Genomic DNA, 18,495 nt, shown 5'->3' on the forward strand with positions numbered 1-18,495 from the left:
CATCGCCGCTGCTTGCGCAGCGGCCCGATCCGTCATTCTTCGAGCAGGGCGTCTGACGGCGCCGCTTCGCGTTGATGGCGCGTCAGCAAAAAGTAGACGTAGCCCAGCGCGAGGAAAATGGCGAACACAATCGCCACCAGAAAATTGAAGTAAACCATCGTGGCCAGACAGATGACCGCGGCGACCAGTGCAAACGCCGGAAAGAACGGAAACAGCGGCGCGCGGAACGGGCGCTCCATGTCCGGATCGCTGCGGCGCAGCTTGAACAGCGACAGCATGCTGATGATATACATCACGATAGCGCCAAATACCGACATCGTCACGATGTTCGCGGTCAGCGTCTGGCCGCCGAACTGGATCAGCTCATCGCTGTAGATCGCCGCGATGCCGACCACGCCGCCCGCAAGAATCGCGCGATGCGGCGTCTTGAACCGCGGATGCACCTTGGAAAGCCATTCCGGCAGATAGCCGGCGCGAGCCAGCGCGAAAATTTGCCGCGAATAACCGAGGATAATGCCGTGAAACGACGCGACCAGTCCAAACAGCCCGAGCCACACGAGCATATGCATCCAGCCGCTGTGTTCGCCGACGATGAACTTCATCGCTTGCGGTAACGGGTCGTTGATATTCGACAGCTTGGTCCAGTCACCGGCCGCGCCGGCAAACACCATCACGCCGATGGCGAGCACGACCAGTGTCAGAATGCCAGCCACATAGGCGATCGGAATGGAGCGCTTCGGGTTTTTGGCTTCTTCGGCGGCCATCGCGACGCCTTCGATCGCGAGGAAAAACCAGATCGCGAACGGAATCGCCGCGAACATGCCGTGGAACGAACCCATGCTGAAGGTATCCGCGCCGGACCAGCCGCCCTTCGTGAAGTTGGACCATTCAAACCCGGGCGACACCACGCCCATGAAAACCAGCAGTTCGAAGATTGCGAGCACCGTCACGCACAACTCGAACGCCGCAGCGATCTGCACGCCGACGATATTCAACGCCATGAAGACGAGGTATGCGCCCATTGCCGCATGTTTCGGCTCGAGTCCGGGAAACTGCACGTGCAGATAAGCGCCGATCGCCAGCGCAATCGCCGGCGGCGCAAACACGAATTCCACCAGCGTGGCGGCGCCCGCCAGATAACCGCCGGTCGGGCCGAACGCGTGACGCGCGTAGGCGAACGGGCCGCCGGCGTGCGGAATCGACGTGGTGAGTTCGGTGAAACTGAAAATGAAGGTCGTATACATCGCGGCAATGAAAACCGCCGTGATAACGAAACCGAGCGTACCGGCGCTTGCCCAGCCGTAACTCCAGCCGAAGTATTCGCCGGAAATCACGAGCCCGACCGCAATGCCCCACAGTTGCCACGTGCCGAGCGTCTGCTTCAACTCGTGATGGGTGACTTTACCGACGTGCTGACTTTTGGATTCTGATTTCATCGGAGCTCCCTGATATGGCCGCTTGCTCGACGCCGCAAGGCTTTGCGGTGCAGGGGCGGACAGCGTTCAACCGATGGTAGTGAGCCATTAATCGAGGTGTTATCGAAATTCGGCAAAGTTCGGGGTGGTCGTGGCAACGCGCTCTTTTTGCGGGAGACCGTTGAAGTCCGCAGGATTTGGTAAATGGGCTCGTGGTACTTTCGTTCGCAGTGAACTCGCCCATTTCAATTTTTTGGCATCGGCATGGTTATGAACGAATCAGCCCATCGGGCACGCTACGAAACCCGGCTCGGCCGCGTGCTCGATCATATTTACGATCACCTCGACGAACCGCTCGATATCGATCGACTCGCGGAAATCGCGTGTTTGTCGCCGTATCACTGGCATCGGATTTATCAGGCCATGTATGGCGAAACGGTCGCGACGACGGTGCGACGTTTGCGCTTGCATCGCGCGGCCGGTTATCTCGCGAACGATTCAATGCCGATCGCCGAGATTGCCGAGCGCGCGGGCTATAGCAGTTTGCAGTCTTTCTCGCGCACGTTTCGCGCGGCGTTCGGCGTGCCGCCGGCGCAGTATCGCAAGCAGGGCACGCATAGCCGGTTTCGTCCGGCACTTTCAGGAGACGATCAAATGACCTTGCGCGAAGTCACGATTCGACATGTGGAGCCGATGGATGTGTTGTCGGTCGATCATGTAGGACCGTATATGCAGATCGGTAAAGCGTTCGATGCTTTATTCGGCTGGCTCGCGAAACACAACTTGCTGGCCGCGGAGATGCGCATGATCGGGATTTACTACGACGATCCTGGCGTGATCGAAGAAAACGCGTTGCGTTCGAAGGCCGGCGTGTTGTTGCCGCATCCGGTTCAGGCTTCGGTGACGGTGAGTTCACCAGCTTCGGTCGCGCATGTGAAGGGCGGTGAGTACGCGGTGCTGCGGCACAAAGGTCCGTATAGCGATATGCGTGCTGCGTATGAATGGTTGTACGGAACGTGGCTCGTGCAGTCAGGGCGCGAAGCAGCGGATGCGCCGGTGTTCGAGGAGTATCTGAACAGCCCGAAGGACACCGCGCCTACGGATCTGATCACCGAGATCTGTTTACCGTTGGTTTGAGGCTTGGAGGTTTGGCGATTGCCCAACGGTTGCCATTGCTTTGCCTGCTTCGTGCCCGCTTGTGCAGCGCGTTTCGCGGAGGCCTCTCTGTTTTTTATAGTCTTTGTATACGTATACGTAGTAATAGTTAACAAGCCTCGCATCCCGTTGTGGATAACTGGAAACTTCGTTTACGGATCAACGCGCTGCGGAATCCATAACCCTGCGCAGCGTGTGCGGACAGCGAGGCGGAGCCTGGGAGAACTTTCGCGCGGCGAACCGTCGCGGCATCGTTATCAAGGTTTCGCCCACAACGAGTCAGACGGCTTTTACAAATGTTGTCCAGAGGGGGCTGTGGATAAGTTCGACGGTTTTTGGACGAGGCCTCGACGTTGACAAGGCGCGGCTCGCTCGCTTATCGTCGGCACGCGGGACGGCTGGTCAAGCACGCCTGTGATCGGGCAGCATACGTTCCGGGCACTACGGGGCTACCCCGTGGATCAGCATGACCTCCGCAGTTCGTCGCATGAGCGTCACTTGCGCTTTGCGCAACACAGCTCACGCAGCACAAGACGCGTTGACTGGCCGGCCCGCCCCTCTTCCCTATGCCCTCCTCTTACCTGCAGTACGTTGCCAATGCGATTGCCGACGCCATGCTCGCCGGTCCCGCCCAGCCTGCGTCGATCGTCGAGCGGATGGTGTTCGCGTTGGGCGCGCCGGCCGACTGGATGAGCGGATTGGCGCGCCGCGTTTCCCGGCGATTCGGCAAGCGGTGGGACAGCGTCGGGCGTCATGAACTGTCGAAGATCATTGCCGACCATGCGGCGTTTGTCTCGGCGTGGCAGAGCGACAACCGTCCGCGCGTGGTGCGTCTGCTGACGCGGCCGCCGGTTCAGCGGCAGGCGCCGCCCTGGTTGCACGGCGTCACGTTGCCGCAGTTGCCCACGCTGGCGGATCTGGCCGACTGGCTCGAAGTCGAGCCAACGGAACTGGACTGGTTCGCCGATCGCTGGCGCGCACCGGCGCACGCCGCCGCAACGCCGCTGCATCACTATTCGTACAAGGCGATCGAGAAGCGCGACGGTCGCTGCCGAATCATCGAAATTCCTAAATCGCGCTTGCGGACCGTGCAGCGGAAAGTGCTGCATGGTTTGCTCGATCAGATTCCCCTGCACGATGCGGCGCATGGGTTTCGGCGCGGCAGAAATACGCTGAGCTTCGCCACGCCTCATGCGGCGAAAGCGGTGGTGATTCGCTTCGATCTGACGGATTTTTTTGCATCGGTTCATGCTGGGCGCGTTTACTCAGCGTTTCGTGATTTTGGCTATCCATTGGCGGTTGCTCGCTCGCTGACCGCGCTGTGTACCAATCGCGTGCCGAGTGGCCGCCTGCTGGAAGCGGATGTGCGGGAGCGGATCGATTGGCTGGAACGGCAGCGCTATCGGAACCGGCATTTGCCGCAAGGCGCGCCGACCTCGCCTGCGTTGGCGAATCTGTGTGCTTACCGGCTCGACCTTCGGCTTGCGGGGCTCGCGCGCGCTGTGGGCGCAACGTACACACGCTATGCCGACGATCTCGCCTTTTCAGGCGATGAAGACCTTGCGCGAATAGCCGAGCGCTTGTCGATTCGCGTCGCGGCGATTGCGATCGAAGAAGGCTTTGCACTCAACTTCAGGAAGACGCGCGTGATGCGTCGTGGGGCGCGGCAACATCTGGCCGGCGTGGTGGTGAATAGCCATCCGAATCTCGCGCGGCCAACGTTCGATACGCTGAAGGCGATCCTCACCAATTGCGTGAGGCATGGGCCGCATTCGCAGAACCGTGACGCGCATCCGGATTTTCGGGCGCATCTCGCGGGACGTGTCGCGCATCTGGCGATGCTGAATGCGGGCAGAGGCGCGAAATTGAAGGCGATATTTGAGCGGATTGTTTGGGAGCGGGATGAAGGTGGAGCGGTGGTGCGTGAATCGAATGCCTGAAATCAGTGATCGCAAGCTCCTAATCCCGCCGGCCGCGCGCGTACTTCCCGACTTCTCCTACCTCTCCTTATGTTGACTACGATAATTAAATGGGTCGCTGGCTTCTGGCTGCTCGCAACGCTGATCATTGTTTCCGCAGGCTTGCTGTCGAGACCTCAGCAAGCTGATCTCGCGATCGTCTACGGTAACAAGGTTCACGTGGACGGTAGCCCGTCGTCACGGCTAGCGGCGCGGCTCGACAAGGCGCGTCTGTGCTACGAGAAAGGGTTGTGCCGCGAGATCATGGTGAGCGGCGGCATCGACAAACACGGCACCGATGAAGCACTCGCCATGAAGCGTGATCTCGTCAACCAAGGTGTTCCCGAGAATCGCATCGTGATGGACAACCTGGGCCGTGACACGTGGGATACCGCGAGAAACGCTAGCGTGTATATGAAGGCGCACGGTCTGCACAGCGCGATTGTCGTTTCCCAGTACTTTCATGTGCCTCGCGCGATGATTGCGTTGAAACGGTTTGGTGTGAGTCGGGTTAGTGGCGCTTACCCTGTGTTCTTTGAAGCTCGCGATGTCTATTCTTCGCTGAGAGAAGTGCCGGGGGCGTTGTGGTATTGCGTGAGGCGTGATTTCTGAATGAAATGTCCCGTGCTCGCCGAATCACGGGCAGGGCACTAACTAAACGGCAATCGATGCTCCAATCCAAAGCAATCTGATCAGGCGATAAAACATAGGTTGATTCGCGCAGTCGAATCGAAGAAGCTATTGCGAGGGCGACATCGGTTTATATGCGTCACGCATTTTCTCTGCGGACGATCGTCGGTCCACCCGAACAGAAAAATCGTGCGGTCAGTTCAATCACTTCGAGGGGTACGCTTGCATGACAAGAACGACACTGCGTCTCGCCAGACTCGCGATCTTGAGTGGCTTCGCGTTTTTCACGCTCGGCGCTCATGCCAGAACGGATTGCGACGCGTCCAATCTCAATCGGGATCAGCAACTCGCTTGCGCGCAACAGCAAACCGCCGTTAAGACGGCTCAGGCCGACAAGCTCTATCAGGCTTTGCGGCGAGACGTGCCGGAAGCGCAGCGCGACACGCTGCAGAAAAACCTGCTGGTGTGGACTTATAAGGTGGACACGGACTGCGCTCTTCAGCGCGATGCGTTTAACGACTGGGGCAAGAATCCGGCGCCGGATGCGGACTTCCAGTTCGAAGGCTGCAAGTCCGCGGTCCGGGATGAGCAGGTGTCGTTTTACGAAAGTCTCATTTGCCCGGATTCGCTCGAGACTGGCGACAAAGCGAGTTGCGGGAAGTTGTCGGCGATTTTGAGGTCGTCGAATTGAATGGATTCTGCTGCGTCGCGAACGGCCGGTCAGCGTGATCTCGCTGACCGGCAATCGATCTTTCCATCGTCCTACTCGCCGCGCTTCGCTTTGCGCTATTGAGCGGTGCGCCTGAAGACCAGTTGATCTCCTTTGGTTTTCACCACACCAACCCATCCTTGGCCGTCAAACTGCGGTGCTGAGATTTCGCCATTCAGTTGACTCACAACCGCAGCGGTTTTGCCGACGAGGTCAATCGCCACGATCACGGACGTCGACTTTCCCGTACAGGATTTGCCGATCGCTTTTAGCGCATGGCCGTCCAGTGCCAGCGCTTTGATTTCGCACAGTGGCTTTTTGACAGCGAAGCTGTTCACGTTCTTGCCCGTGCGATCGACTTCCGACACGGCCAGGTCGGGCCCTGTCAGCCCGGCGACGTAGGTACTGCCGTCCGGTCCGAACACCGATGTCACGCTCTGGGCATCCAGCGGGAACAGATACTTTGACCACGTGTACCTGCTGCTGCCAGCATCGATCTTCGATACCGCATACGCTTCCTGCCCGGCAGATGAGCCCTTGTTCGGCATGAATTGCCCCGACACGAGCAAGTGATCGCCGTCGAGCTTCGCGTTCGACCCAAGCCAGAAGGCACCGTTTTCGAGCGTGGTGGTTCTGGTTCGCGTGAGGTTGGAATCGAACTGCCACAGGAAATTGCCGAATTTACCACCGTGGTCAAGTGTCGCGCTCGTGCCGCCGCCGATGGTGATCGCGCTCGGTCCCACATCGAAGAAGTAGGACCATTCGTCCAATCCCGCTTCGATCTTTTGTTGTCGCAGCAACTTGCCTTGCGCCGAAACTTTGTTGATCACGACACGCTCCTGACTGACCGCCGGCGAGTTGTCGGAGTTTTCTTCCGAGAGGATGTAGTAGGCGTTGCCGTCGCTCAGGCAGCGATCTACGCTGCTGCCGACGAAGTTGCGATCCAGTGGGATGGGCAGGCGCCAGAGGACCTGATGCGTGGTGGCGTCGACGAGCAGTGCGTAGGCTGTCATCGTTGGGACGGAGTCGTCGTAGACGGCGCCGCTGATGCAGTAGCGGCCGTTGCCGGCTGAGTCGATGGTTGAGGCGGTGAAGCCTTCAGGGGTGCCGAGGGGGATGTCGGGGGAGGTGGTGGAGGCGGCGTTGGTGGTGGTTGCGGTGAAGGAAAGTAACAGGCTGAATAAGGCTGCGTGTTGATTTGCACTGAATTCTGACCCACCTGACACGGTGATTTGCATCGAATATTGACCCACGTGGAACACACTGGCCCGCTGTGCAGCTAGCGGGAGAACGGAGTGATCGACATGGCAATATTGAGCATCATCCGACGCTGGCATTATCGCGATCATGTCTCGCTACGCGAGATCGCCAAACGGCTTGGCGTTTCAAGAAACACCGTCAGGCGCTATATACGTGCCGGCACCGTAGTGCCCACCTATCCGGAACGGCAGAGCCCGAGCAAGCTCGACGGATTTGCGGCCAAGCTCGCCGGCTGGTTAAAGACGGAAGCAAACCGGCCGCGCAAACAGCGCAGAACCCTCAAGCAGATTTACGCTGACCTCACCGTGTTGGGATTCACAGGGTCCTACGACCGGGTCGCCGCCTTTGCGCGCCGCTGGCGACAGGAGCAGCAGGAGCAGGCAAGGAGCGCAGCACGTGGCACCTTTGTGCCGCTGACCTTTGCACCCGGAGAAGCATTCCAGTTCGACTGGAGCGAGGACTGGGCCGTGATCAACGGCGAGCGCACCAAGTTGCAGGTTGCGCAGTTCAAGCTCAGTCACAGCCGGGCGTTCTTCCTGAGGGCCTATCTGCTGCAAACCCACGAGATGCTGTTCGACGCTCACTACCACGCGTTCGTGGCGTGGGGCGGCATTCCGCGCCGTGGCATATATGACAACATGAAGACCGCTGTCGACAAGGTTCGTCGTGGCAAGCTGCGGGACGTCAACGCGCGCTTCAGCGCCATGGTCAGTCACTATCTGTTTGACGCCGAATTCTGCAATCCGGCCTCAGGCTGGGAGAAGGGGCAGATCGAGAAGAACGTTCAGGACAGCCGTCACCGGCTGTGGCAACGCGTGCCGGCGTTCGGTTCGCTCTCTGCATTAAACGACTGGCTGGCCGACCAGTGTGTCCTGCTCTGGCAGCAGACGCAGCACCCTGAGCAGGACACAACGATCTGGGACGCGTGGTCGGTCGAGCGACCCCATCTGATGCCGGTCGGCCAGGCATTCGACGGCTTTGTCGAGCACACCAAACTCGTCTCGCCCACGTGTCTGGTGAGTTTCGACCGCAACCGGTATAGCGTGCCGGCGGCATTTGCGAACCGGCCCATCAGCCTGCACGTCTACGCGGCCCAGCTCGTCTTCGTCGCCGAAGGGCAGGTCATCGCGGAGCACGTCCGGCGTATCAACCGCAGCCATGATCGCGGAGAAACCATCTACGACTGGCGTCATTACCTCGCAGTCCTGCAGCGCAAGCCTGGAGCATTGCGCAACGGCGCGCCGTTCGCAGAGTTTCCTGCCGCCTTCAAGCGGCTGCAGACAATCCTGCTGAAGCACGCCGGTGGCGACCGGGAGATGGTCGAGATACTGGCGCTGGTGCTGCTGCACGACGAACAGGCCGTACTCACCGCCGTCGAGCTGGCACTTGAGGCCGGTGCGCCCTCAAAGCAAACGGTGATGAACGTCCTGAGCCGGCTGCTTGACGGGGCTCCCGTGCCTCCGCTGCAGACGCCCCAGGCCTTCGCCCTGCGCGTCGAGCCGCAAGCCAACGTCGGCCGTTATGACGACCTGAGAGGCCGGGAGGATCATCATGCAGCCTGACGCCATGATGGAAATGCTCAAGTCACTGAAGCTGCACGGCATGGCCCAGGCGCTTGGCGAGCTGGCCGCGCAGGATTCCCCCGCGTACAAGTCGGCATCGCTAGTTCTGGCAGGTCTGCTCAAGGCGGAGATGGCGGCCCGTGAGGTACGTTCACTGGCCTATCAGATGAAGGTCGCCCGCTTCCCGGCGTATCGGGATCTCAACGGCTTTGACTTCGGTTGCAGCGATGTCAACGAAGCAACCGTGCGTCAGTTGCATCGGTGTGAGTTCATGACATCGGCACACAACGTCGTGCTGGTCGGCGGACCGGGCACGGGCAAAACGCATCTGGCGACGGCGATTGGCGTGCAGGCGATCGAACATGATCGAAGCCGCGTGCGTTTCTTCTCCACCATTGAACTCGTCAATGCGCTTGAGCAGGAGAAGCTGACTGGAAAGCCTGGGCAACTGGCTGTGCGTCTAATGTACGCCGACCTCGTCATCCTCGACGAACTGGGTTATCTGCCGTTCAGCCAGACCGGGGGCGCCTTGCTCTTCCATCTACTGAGCAAACTCTACGAGCGCACGAGCGTCGTCATCACAACCAATCTGAGCTTCTCTGAGTGGGCCAACGTCTTCGGCGACGCGAAGATGACCACGGCGCTGCTCGACCGGCTCACACACCACTGCCACATTGTAGAAACCGGCAACGATAGCTATCGTTTCAGGAACAGCACGACACAGCCTGAAAAGGAGAGAAAACGAACCCCGAAACACCCAACCTGAACCCCAAAACTGGATCAAAGGGTGGGTCAGTATTCGATGCAAATCCTGGGTCCGGATTCAGTGCAAATCAACAGGCTACTTCCTCGCGCACGTCCTTGGCCTCGTCGAGCGTGCAGCACAGCGTAAAGGCCTTACTCATGGCAAGCGCCGTGTCGGCAAAGCGCTTCTTGCCGTCTTTCGCGCCCAATACATGGTTGGCCGCACCAGCGAGGCACTTATGTCCGCCGGTTAGAAAGCCGCTATAGTCGTAACCGTGGAGCATGCCGCGCAGGATGTCGAGCTTTTCTGCGAGCACGGAATACGCCTCGGCCGCGTCGACCGTCGGACGGCCACGTCCATTGCTGGCGGTGTATTCCTTCAGCGCGCTCTTCAGTTCGTTGGCGATGCCAATATAGTCAACTACGAGGCCGCCCTGCTTATCCTTGAAGACGCGGTTAACCCGGGCAATTGCCTGCATCAGGTTGTGACCTTTCATGGGCTTGTCCACGTACAACGTATGCACGCAAGGCGCATCGAAACCAGTCAGCCACATGTCGCGCACGATGACGATGCGCAGTGGGTCAGCCGGGTCCTTGAAACGCTTTTCCAGCCGCTTCTTGACCTGGCCGCTGTAAATATGTGGCCGCAGCAGCGCTTTATCACTCGCTGAGCCCGTCATGACAATTTTGATGGCGCCTTTCTCAGGGTCCGGGTCGTGCCAGTCGGGGCGCTGTTTGATGATTTCGTCGTAGAGGTGGACGCAAATCTCTCGGCTCATCGCCACCACCATGGCCTTGCCGTTCTGAGCCTTGTTGCGTTCGTCTAAATGCGCGACGAGGTCGGTAGCCACAGCGGCCACGCGGGGTTCCGCGCCGACGACCTTTTCCAGCGCCGCCCAGCGGCTTTTGAGTTTGGCCTGCTGGCTTTCCTCTTCGTCTTCGGCCAGTTCGTCAACTTCCGCGTCGATGTGTGGCAGGTCCCCGGCCTTGAGCGACAGCTTGGCCAAGCGCGATTCGAAGTAGATGGCGACCGTGGCGCCATCTTCTTTGGCCTGTTGCATGTCGTAGACGTGGATATACTCCCCGAAAACGGCGCGCGTGTCACGGTCCTCGCTCGACACCGGCGTGCCGGTAAAGGCCACGAAGGTGGCATTGGGGAGTGCGTCGCGCAGGTGCTGCGCGTAGCCCACCTGGTACTTTTCCTGGCCCGGTTTGCCCTTCAGTTGTGCCTCGAATCCATACTGGGTGCGGTGCGCTTCGTCAGCGATGACCACGATGTTAGTTCGGTCTGAAAGCACAGGGAACGTGTCTTCATCCTCGCCAGGCATGAACTTCTGGATGGTGGCGAACACGATGCCGCCTGAGGGTCGGTTGGCGAGCTTTGCACGCAAATCATGGCGGGTGCCGGCCTGTACAGGCTGCTCACGCAACAGGTCCTGTGCCAGCGAGAACACGCCGAAAAGTTGCCCGTCGAGGTCGTTTCGGTCGGTGATGACGACTATGGTCGGGTTATCCATCGTCGCTTCCTGCATAACGCGGGCTGCGAAGCAGGTCATGGTGATGCTCTTGCCGCTGCCCTGCGTGTGCCAGACCACCCCACCCTTATGGCTGGCACTAGGGCGCGATGCCGTCACCACCTGCTGGATAGCCGCGCGCACCGCGTGGAACTGGTGATAGCCGGCAATCTTCTTGACCAATGCACCGTCATCCTCGAACAGTACAAAGAAGCGCAGGTAGTCCAACAGGTAGGTCGGTGCCAGCACACCGCGTATCAATGTTTCCAGCTCGTTGAACTGGCCGAGCGGGTCAAGCTTGGCGCCGTCGATGGTGCGCCATTGCATGAAGCGCTCCGTATCGGCTGAAAGCGAGCCCATGCGCGCCTGCGACCCGTCCGAAATCACCAGGACCTCGTTGTACTGGAAGACGTCCGGAATCTGCGCCTTATAGGTCTGAATCTGGTCATAGGCCTTCCAGATGTCGGCGTTCTGGTCAGCGGGGTTCTTCAGCTCCAGCAGCACCAGCGGAAGACCATTGACGAACAGCATCACGTCGGGTCGCCGCGTGTGGTGCGGGCCTTTGATGGCGAACTGGTTGACCGCCAGCCACTCATTGGCTGCCGGGTTGGCCCAATCGATGAGACGCACGAAGTCACCGCGTGTCTCACCGTCGCGTTGGTATTGCACAGGCACGCCACCGACCAGCAGCTGATGGAACCGCCGGTTGGCCGACAGCAGCGCGGGAATGCCGAGGTCCTGCACCTGTTGCACGGCATCCTCCCGTGCCTGAAGTGGGATACCCGGGTTGAGTTGAGCAATGGCGCCGCGTAGACGTTCGACCAACAAGACTGTGCGATAGTCGGCACGCTCGGCGCCGGCGCCGTCAGGCGCGAGGTCTGGGCCGAAGAGGCAGCTGTAACCTACATCGGCCAGCCAGTCCAGCGTTTCCTGTTCGAGTTGGTCTTCGGTCATGGTCGTTCTTAGGCGGCGAGTGCTTCGGCTTCGGGTAAGCGGAGTTGGCCAGAAATTAAGCGAGGGAGCAAACCGTCGCGCACTACCGCCAATTGCCCACACAATTGCCAGTTTTCTGCGACCCGTTGCAAAAGAGGCCTAACCGTATTGGTGAATGCCCCATAAGTTTCGGCTGTCGCTATGACAGTCCGTAACGAAGCTACTTGGTCTGGCTTCACTCTTTGGTGACTATTCGAGGTACCAGTCACCAAGGTTCGGACTTCCGCTTCAAACGCCGTACTTTGCAAAAGGCAGTACACAACCTCGGGGCTTGCGGGAGCCTTCGCTAACCAGGGTAAGAATTCCGTTGAGCAAACTGCCGCCGTCCCAACAGTTTGGGGATACCAAACACGGGGAATATGAGGATTCAGTTTCGATTGAAGTACGACGCCCGAACACATACGGGTCTTGTTGCTCTTGATGGACGCACCAAGCTCAACCACAGGGAGCCGGTGTGCATCAAATGCCGGCAGACTGTAATGCTCGAATTCCCGGCTCGGCGTATCAAGCGGATTCACAGAGCCTTTCACCTGTACGGCTAGGTCTCCAAAAACGCCTACCCGCCACCCTTTGGGCGCCAACCCCAGCTCCGACTCCTCGAACCCATCCGGAAAAAGCGTAGCAGTGGCCTCGTCCACGCCTTCGGGCGCACGACCTTCCAGCTTGGCGCGAACGGGGTCGAAATTGATAAACCAAGACTTGAACAAGGCTTGAGCGATAGCTTCCAGGGTAACGTTGGTTTCACGTAGGATGCAGATGCGGTCGTCGAGGGCTCCTAAGAATTCCGCAATCTTTCGTTGCTCCGAAAGCGGCGGCCAGGCAGTTTTTATCGGATGAACGTGATTTCGATTCAAAGTCGGGTTTGCGGACCCTACATCAAGGGCAGCAAGGTCCGCCGCGCGTGAACGAAAAAAGTAATAAACAAAAAGCGCATCGTTCCCGTGAAAATCTTTGACCCAGAGTGTTGTATCGTGGGGCCAGAAGTCTTTATTTACGAAGTACACGCTACCGACCACGCCTTTACGACCGAGCACAACGCCAGGTCCCTTTACCGCTGCAGCATTGTGGTAGCTATTCGTGCCCCCTGACGAAATCACAGGAATGCTGCCCTCTCGTTGCTGCGCCTTCGTAATGTCAAAGCCCCTCTGAAGGGTGGCCTGGTCGCCTATCGTTGTTGGAATCCACTCAGAATTCATATCCCAGCCCCCCCAGCTTCTGCCGAATCAACTGGTCCAGTTCTGCGCCCTTCGCCATCTGTTCGCCCAGCTTTTCCGTGAGTTTCTGCATCTTCTCGGCAAACGCTTCATCGTCGTCCTCAATCTCCTCGGTACCGACGTAACGTCCCGGTGTCAGCACATGGCCGTGCTCAGCAATTTCGGCAAGGCTCACGCTGCGGCAGTAGCCGAGGATGTCCGCGTATGCGTCGACACCATCAGTCGCGTCGCCACGCCAGGCGGCGACAGTATTAGCAATGCGCGTAATAATCTCGTCGGACAGTTCCGTCTGCGTACGGCTAATCATGCTGCCGAGCTTGCGGGCGTCGATGAACAGCACTTCACCCTGGCGGTTGACTTTCTGTTTGGCGAGAAACCACAGACAGGCTGGAATCTGGGTGTTGAAGAAAAGTTGGCCCGGCAATGCGACCATTACTTCGACCACGTCAGCGTCAACCATGGCACGACGGATGTCGCCTTCGGAGTTCTGGCTCGAGCTCATCGAGCCATTGGCCAGCACGATACCCGCGCGGCCATTGGCCTTGAGGTGATACAGCATGTGCTGGAGCCACGCGTAGTTGGCGTTGCCCTGCGGCGGCGTTCCATACACCCAGCGCGGGTCGCCTTCCAGGCTGCCGTGCCACCAGTCACTTATGTTGAAAGGCGGATTGGCAAGCACGAAGTCGGCGCGCAGGTCCGGGTGCTGGTTGCGTACAAACGTGTCGGCCGGTTCGCGCCCGAGGTTGTAGTCGATACCCCGAATGGCGAGGTTCATCGCCGCCAACCTCCAGGTGGTAGGGTTGGACTCCTGCCCGTAGATAGACACGTCACCCAGCTTGCCGCCGTGGGCTTCGATGAACTTCTCGGACTGCACGAACATGCCACCGGAGCCACAGCAGGGGTCGTAGACTTTGCCGTGGTGAGGTGCCAGCACAGCCACAAGCGTCTTGACGATGGACGCCGGCGTGTAGAACTGCCCACCCTTCTTGCCTTCGGCACTGGCGAACTGGCCGAGGAAGTATTCGTACACCTGCCCGAGCACATCGCGCGCCTGGCTGGCGTCCTCGCCAAAGCCGATGGTCGAAATCAGGTCGACCAGCTCGCCCAGTTTGCCGTCCGGCAACTGCGAGCGGGCATAGCGCTTGTCCAGGATACCCTTGAGCTTGGGGTTCTCGGCTTCGATTTCCGCAAGAGCGTCGTCAATGCGCTTGCCGATGTCGGTCTGCTTGGCCGCGCTGCGCAGGCTCTCCCAACGCGCGGTTTCGGGCACCCAGAATACGTTGACCTCGCGGTAGTAGTCACGGTCTTCAAGCTCGTCGGCGAGCAGTTCGTCGTCACAGCCGTGCAGGAAGTATTCGTCGCCTTCGTCGGCAAAACGGCGGGTCAGCTCTGCGCGCCGGGCCGCAAAAGTATCGGAGATGTACTTAAGGAAAATGAGGCCGAGCACGATGTGTTTGTACTCGGCAGCGTCCATATTGGCGCGCTGCTTGTCGGCGGTTGCCCAGAGGGTCTTTTTGATGTCATCAAGCATCAGAACTGGTTCGTCCGGTCAAAGTCAGGTGTATCTCCAAGCAAAAGGCCCGGCATCTCGCCATCAGGAAATTGGAAGCGATTCTATCTTGAATGACACATGGACTCGCCCACTGCCTTAAGTACGGTGCCGCGGGGTGTCCAGACGTATGGCGAGCGGTAGATTTCGCCGGAAACCATGCGCGATGTTTCCCGTCAGCTTTCACGTGCGGCTACCTCACCGTCCTTGTCGCCTGACGCCCGTCATGTGTTCGCGAGGCTCGTCAGATACTCGAATGTATTCCGCGCATCGCTACCATTGACGGTTACTGGCATGGAAGCGTTTGGGCAACCGCTATCGCAGTTCTTGCAGCGCTTGGACTAACGCCGTTGCTGCGGCTCTATGGCGCTCAGAACGTACAAGCAGCTCTGCGAATTTTTGAATAAGCGGGTCTGCGGTCTGGGTCTGTTCGACCGAAATTTGCAAATAATCTACTATTTTTTGCAAATTCTTTGACGAATATTTGAACTCACCCCTTTCGAAGCGGGACAGTTGTCCTACATCTACCCGAACCTTCCTCGACAGCTGGTCAAGCGTTAGTTCGAGCTGCGTCCGCCGCTGACGAATAGCGCTCCCCAGTACTTTAGCTTCCAGTTCGGACTTGCGGTTTATTTGCATACTGTTTATTATTTTGCAAATATTTTTGCAAAAAGGCAAGCATGGCGATTTACGTCGACGACGAGCGAATTCCTTGGCGGGGCAAGTTGTGGTGCCATCTCGTAGCAGACTCTTTGACGGAGTTGCATGAGTTCGCCCAGCGTCTCGGCTTGCGCCGAGCTTGGTTCCAGGAGAGGTCGGTCTATCCCCACTATGACGTCACGCTGGGCGTTCGAGACAAGGCATTAGCGATGGGCGCCGCGCTGGGCGACCGCAGCACCATTATCGGTTGTGCAAAGCAGCTGAAAGCGGAGCTTTACGAAAGTCAGGACCCTGTGCCACAGTCCTAGATAATAAATACAGCGAGAGGCCGACGGTATGTACGCTATTGAGGATGCTACTGGCAAGCAACTGTCTCTGTCCGAATACCAGGCTCGTGCCAGTGCAGCCAATCGTTTCAAAGGCAAAGAGGACGCATTTAGCCAGCTTAGATTCGGTTTTTTTGGTGAAATTGGTAGCGTATTGTCCGCGGTCAAAAAAACAAGCCGGGATTTCGGTCTAGCGGAACAAGCAAATGTCACGGAGGAGCTCGGCGACGCTCTCTGGTATCTGGCGACTATCGCTGAGGAATGTGGCCATACCCTCGACCAGGTTGGTGCATCCGCGTTGACCGTCCTGCAACGCCGGCTCGATGTAAATCACACGCACTCAGGTGATACGCTGAACTTCGCAGAATTTGATGGATTGGTGGCGTTCTGCCGGAGCAAAATCGAATCGCATTCGCGCGCGACCGCCCTATGCGAGCTCGGTGCAAACTGCGGCCATTTGATGGCTGTGCCGGCGGCTGGCAACGATTTGGCGGGACAGTCACGGCTCGAACCGCTTGGCACGTTGTTGGCGGACATGGTCTTGGTGAGTGCACACTTCCATGTGAAATTCGAAAAGGTTGCGACCGACAATATGAGCAAGTTTGAGTCGCGGTGGCCGCGCGAAGGTACAGAGCACGTGCCCTTGTTTGATGTCAACCTGCCGGAGCTCGAACAACTCCCTCGGGAATTCACGATGCGGTTCATTCAGTTGGTGGGGGCGGACGGGGTTCCGTACGTTATTCAGCAGCTGAACGGTGTGAATATTGGAGACCGGCTTACCGATAACCGCACCGAGGCCGATGGCTACCGATTTCATGACGTAATCCATTTGGCGTACGTGGCGCACCTAGGTTGGTCTCCCGTTATCCGAGGCTTGTTGAAGCTTAAGCGCAAAAGCAAGCCGGACGTTGACCGTGACCAAGATGGCGCCCGCGCGATGATTATCGAAGAAGGCATTGCTACCTGGATTTTCAATCACGCTCACCGCCGCCGTTTTTTTGTGGACACCGAGCCGGGTAAGCTCGAGTACGGGCTACTCAAGCAGGTAAGGGATATGGTGAAAGGCTATGAGGCCTATGACTGTCCGCTTTGGCAGTGGGAGAAGGCTATCTTGGAAGGTTTCAAGGTCTTCCGTGAGCTATACGACGCAGGCGGTGGTGATGTGCATGTCAACATGCTCGCGCACACAATCAGTTTCAGCCCCGTAGCCGACAGGCCTCAGGCTCCGATTCTCCGTCCCAAAAACCAAAAATTGGTCGGTGCAGTTCTACCGCCCTTGAGTACAGAGTAATTATGACTCCCCGCTCGTTCGTTGCTGCCCTTTCGCAAATCAACATGGAAGGTGTGTTCAACCCATACAACCATCGCTGTGACGTGCACGACCTTGCAGATGCACCCGCAGTTCGCCGGCGGAATCTGAGGACATACCTTGCAGCAATCGAGCAATTGGGGGTGGATACTATCTGGATGGGACGCGACCTTGGCTATCGTGGTGGCCGACGCACTGGACTCGCACTGACGGACGAACGCAGACTCGACGCCGTCGCGCATTCCTATCCCGGCGCTACACCAAGCAAAGCGACACGAGGCCCAGTCGTCGCAGAGCGAACCGCCGCAGAAATCTGGGCAATATTGGAGCGGCTTGACCGGCTGCCGCTGCTGTGGAACGTGTTTCCGTTTCATCCCCACGAGGTGGATGACCCACTGACGAATCGCAAATTCACGGCAAAGGAACTCGCAACTGTCACGGAGCTTAATCACGAACTCTTCAAATGGCTTGGTATTACGCGCATCATTTGCATCGGCCAAGATGCTACCAACTACGCGAAGGCGTTTGGAGCCACAGTTGATTGCGTGCGGCATCCAAGCTACGGTGGCGTGTCCGACTTTCGCAACGGAATGGCTCGAATCTATGGCCACAGTCTTTCGCCCGCTCCCGCATCTGCACAAGTCTCGTTATTCTAATTTGCCGACAGGCCCAATATAGCCCGGGTGCGGTCGACACCGCCCCACTCATCCACGTCAAGTACAGCGTGAGAAGACAAGCAGGTGAGTGTGCCGACCTCTAGCTTGGCCTCCTTCGCAACGAATGAGAGCAACTGTGCTAAGCCGATAAGATTGCCGAGCGCTCGGGCGCAATAGTGGTGCGACCGATACATCGCGGTAAGGTGCACGGCGTGACCGGTTGCCGTCTTTATGCGCTTGAAGCTCAAATGAGAGAGGCACGGTAGTCCCAACCAGCGGCGCCCGTCCAACCCTGCATCGTATGTTGGAACATCTCCACCCAAATCAGCTAAATCGGCGATACCCAAGTCGGACTCTGGGTCCGATACCGCCAATTCATAAGCCGAGGTGTACGACGATGACTTTCCGTCTTTTTGGCTTGGTTGACCACTGTCGCTTAGCCGCTCGATGAGCATCTCCAACGGATTGATTCGACCTCTCCCTTTGGAGGAAGGCCTGTCCATCATCCGCAACGCATAGGTGCCCCATGTGCCTTGTTTTTTGCCGCGCACAATCATCTTCTTGTACGCATCATAAAAGTCGGGGCGCCCGTATCGATGGTAAAACGCCAGCGGGAAAATCGTTCCCGCCACCGTGCTCAGTGTCAGGTCGAGTTTCTCCAAGGCGACATCCACTCGGCCCATTATCGCTTTGTCGTCATCTGCAATCGTGAGAGGGTCGGAAATCTCCAAAACGATGTTCATTGCCTTGCGGTCGGGCATCTTGTCGAGATACTGAGCTGCTGCCAGCCAAGTTGGTACCACGCGAGACTGCTTGTCGAACAGAATGGCCATGTTTTCCT

The 18,495-nt window shown here is 58.4% G+C and carries 15 protein-coding genes and 1 pseudogene; 9 read left to right on the top strand and 7 right to left on the bottom strand.

Annotation, left to right across the window (positions count from 1 at the left end; genetic code table 11):
- Window positions 1–32: 32 nt before the first annotated feature.
- Window positions 33–1,436 (bottom strand): ethanolamine permease, encoded by a 1,404-nt coding sequence (gene eat / locus FA94_RS19385; RefSeq protein WP_035554173.1) that lies wholly within the window; start codon window positions 1,434–1,436, stop codon window positions 33–35.
- A 249-nt stretch (window positions 1,437–1,685) separates the two neighbouring features.
- On the opposite strand from eat, the gene FA94_RS19390 reads away from it, so the two are divergent.
- The 4 genes from FA94_RS19390 (at window position 1,686) to FA94_RS19405 (ending at window position 5,849) form a co-directional block, all read left to right on the top strand.
- Window positions 1,686–2,552, top strand: a complete 867-nt coding sequence (locus tag FA94_RS19390) for an AraC family transcriptional regulator (protein WP_035554174.1) — start codon at window positions 1,686–1,688, stop codon at window positions 2,550–2,552.
- 584 nt (window positions 2,553–3,136) lie between these two features.
- Window positions 3,137–4,510: a reverse transcriptase family protein gene (locus tag FA94_RS19395; protein WP_035554177.1), complete on the top strand. Its 1,374-nt coding sequence runs from the start codon at window positions 3,137–3,139 to the stop codon at window positions 4,508–4,510.
- Window positions 4,511–4,579: 69 nt separating this feature from the next.
- A complete protein-coding gene (locus FA94_RS19400; protein WP_035554178.1) occupies window positions 4,580–5,140 on the top strand; it encodes a YdcF family protein in 561 nt (186 codons plus the stop codon).
- A gap of 244 nt (window positions 5,141–5,384) precedes the next feature.
- Window positions 5,385–5,849: a DUF1311 domain-containing protein gene (locus FA94_RS19405; protein WP_035554180.1), complete on the top strand. Its 465-nt coding sequence runs from the start codon at window positions 5,385–5,387 to the stop codon at window positions 5,847–5,849.
- Window positions 5,850–5,944: 95 nt separating this feature from the next.
- Here FA94_RS19405 and FA94_RS19410 read toward each other — a convergent pair whose 3' ends face one another.
- Window positions 5,945–7,105, bottom strand: a complete 1,161-nt coding sequence (locus FA94_RS19410) for a hypothetical protein (protein ID WP_156126674.1) — start codon at window positions 7,103–7,105, stop codon at window positions 5,945–5,947.
- 66 nt (window positions 7,106–7,171) lie between these two features.
- Here FA94_RS19410 and istA point away from each other — a divergent pair, with 66 nt between their 5' ends.
- A complete protein-coding gene (gene istA / locus FA94_RS19420; RefSeq protein WP_156126484.1) occupies window positions 7,172–8,689 on the top strand; it encodes an IS21 family transposase in 1,518 nt (505 codons plus the stop codon).
- A complete protein-coding gene (gene istB, locus FA94_RS19425) occupies window positions 8,679–9,455 on the top strand; it encodes an IS21-like element helper ATPase IstB (protein ID WP_035546074.1) in 777 nt (258 codons plus the stop codon). Before istA ends, istB begins: the two co-directional genes overlap by 11 nt.
- Window positions 9,456–9,528: 73 nt before the next feature.
- On the opposite strand, the pseudogene FA94_RS19430 reads toward istB, so the two are convergent.
- The 4 genes and pseudogenes from FA94_RS19430 to FA94_RS39905 form a co-directional block, all read right to left on the bottom strand.
- Window positions 9,529–11,901, bottom strand: a pseudogene (locus FA94_RS19430) (type I restriction endonuclease subunit R); the annotation flags it as partial.
- Window positions 11,902–11,909: 8 nt separating this feature from the next.
- Window positions 11,910–13,136: a restriction endonuclease subunit S gene (locus FA94_RS19435; RefSeq protein WP_035554184.1), complete on the bottom strand. Its 1,227-nt coding sequence runs from the start codon at window positions 13,134–13,136 to the stop codon at window positions 11,910–11,912.
- Window positions 13,126–14,685 carry a class I SAM-dependent DNA methyltransferase gene (locus FA94_RS19440; protein WP_035554186.1) on the bottom strand — a complete coding sequence of 520 codons (1,560 nt, stop codon included), beginning with the start codon at window positions 14,683–14,685 and terminating at the stop codon, window positions 13,126–13,128. Before FA94_RS19440 ends, FA94_RS19435 begins: the two co-directional genes overlap by 11 nt.
- A 333-nt stretch (window positions 14,686–15,018) precedes the next feature.
- A complete protein-coding gene (locus tag FA94_RS39905) occupies window positions 15,019–15,342 on the bottom strand; it encodes a helix-turn-helix domain-containing protein (protein ID WP_156126675.1) in 324 nt (107 codons plus the stop codon).
- A 41-nt stretch (window positions 15,343–15,383) separates the two neighbouring features.
- Here FA94_RS39905 and FA94_RS19450 point away from each other — a divergent pair, with 41 nt between their 5' ends.
- The 3 genes from FA94_RS19450 to FA94_RS19460 are packed head-to-tail and all read left to right on the top strand — an operon-like array spanning window position 15,384 to window position 17,654.
- On the top strand, window positions 15,384–15,671 hold the full coding sequence (locus FA94_RS19450; RefSeq protein WP_035554189.1) for a DUF4031 domain-containing protein: 288 nt from the start codon (window positions 15,384–15,386) through the stop codon (window positions 15,669–15,671).
- Between the two features lie 28 nt (window positions 15,672–15,699).
- On the top strand, window positions 15,700–16,980 hold the full coding sequence (locus FA94_RS38720; protein ID WP_063771790.1) for a nucleoside triphosphate pyrophosphohydrolase family protein: 1,281 nt from the start codon (window positions 15,700–15,702) through the stop codon (window positions 16,978–16,980).
- Between the two features lie 2 nt (window positions 16,981–16,982).
- Window positions 16,983–17,654, top strand: coding sequence for a uracil-DNA glycosylase (locus FA94_RS19460; RefSeq protein WP_035554191.1), 672 nt, complete (start codon window positions 16,983–16,985; stop codon window positions 17,652–17,654).
- Here the strand turns inward: FA94_RS19460 and FA94_RS19465 are convergent.
- A complete protein-coding gene (locus tag FA94_RS19465) occupies window positions 17,651–18,487 on the bottom strand; it encodes a thymidylate synthase family protein (protein ID WP_035554194.1) in 837 nt (278 codons plus the stop codon). The genes FA94_RS19460 and FA94_RS19465 overlap by 4 nt on opposite strands.
- Between the last annotated feature and the right edge of the window lie 8 nt (window positions 18,488–18,495).

Origin of the sequence: Burkholderia sp. 9120, from assembly GCF_000745015.1 — a bacterium.
GTDB lineage: Bacteria > Pseudomonadota > Gammaproteobacteria > Burkholderiales > Burkholderiaceae > Paraburkholderia.

Bases quoted from the DNA above. Each gene is read 5' to 3' on its own strand.
- FA94_RS19435 (WP_035554184.1), bottom strand. From the start codon at position 13,136: ATGAATTCTGAGTGGATTCCAACAACGATAGGCGACCAGGCCACCCTT.
- FA94_RS39905 (WP_156126675.1), bottom strand. From the start codon at position 15,342: ATGCAAATAAACCGCAAGTCCGAACTGGAAGCTAAAGTACTGGGGAGC.
- eat (WP_035554173.1), bottom strand. From the start codon at position 1,436: ATGAAATCAGAATCCAAAAGTCAGCACGTCGGTAAAGTCACCCATCAC.
- istA (WP_156126484.1), top strand. From the start codon at position 7,172: ATGGCAATATTGAGCATCATCCGACGCTGGCATTATCGCGATCATGTC.
- FA94_RS19390 (WP_035554174.1), top strand. From the start codon at position 1,686: ATGAACGAATCAGCCCATCGGGCACGCTACGAAACCCGGCTCGGCCGC.
- FA94_RS19465 (WP_035554194.1), bottom strand. From the start codon at position 18,487: ATGGCCATTCTGTTCGACAAGCAGTCTCGCGTGGTACCAACTTGGCTG.
- istB (WP_035546074.1), top strand. From the start codon at position 8,679: ATGCAGCCTGACGCCATGATGGAAATGCTCAAGTCACTGAAGCTGCAC.
- FA94_RS19405 (WP_035554180.1), top strand. From the start codon at position 5,385: ATGACAAGAACGACACTGCGTCTCGCCAGACTCGCGATCTTGAGTGGC.
- FA94_RS38720 (WP_063771790.1), top strand. From the start codon at position 15,700: ATGTACGCTATTGAGGATGCTACTGGCAAGCAACTGTCTCTGTCCGAA.
- FA94_RS19450 (WP_035554189.1), top strand. From the start codon at position 15,384: ATGGCGATTTACGTCGACGACGAGCGAATTCCTTGGCGGGGCAAGTTG.
- FA94_RS19410 (WP_156126674.1), bottom strand. From the start codon at position 7,105: ATGCAAATCACCGTGTCAGGTGGGTCAGAATTCAGTGCAAATCAACAC.
- FA94_RS19395 (WP_035554177.1), top strand. From the start codon at position 3,137: ATGCCCTCCTCTTACCTGCAGTACGTTGCCAATGCGATTGCCGACGCC.
- FA94_RS19440 (WP_035554186.1), bottom strand. From the start codon at position 14,685: ATGCTTGATGACATCAAAAAGACCCTCTGGGCAACCGCCGACAAGCAG.
- FA94_RS19400 (WP_035554178.1), top strand. From the start codon at position 4,580: ATGTTGACTACGATAATTAAATGGGTCGCTGGCTTCTGGCTGCTCGCA.
- FA94_RS19460 (WP_035554191.1), top strand. From the start codon at position 16,983: ATGACTCCCCGCTCGTTCGTTGCTGCCCTTTCGCAAATCAACATGGAA.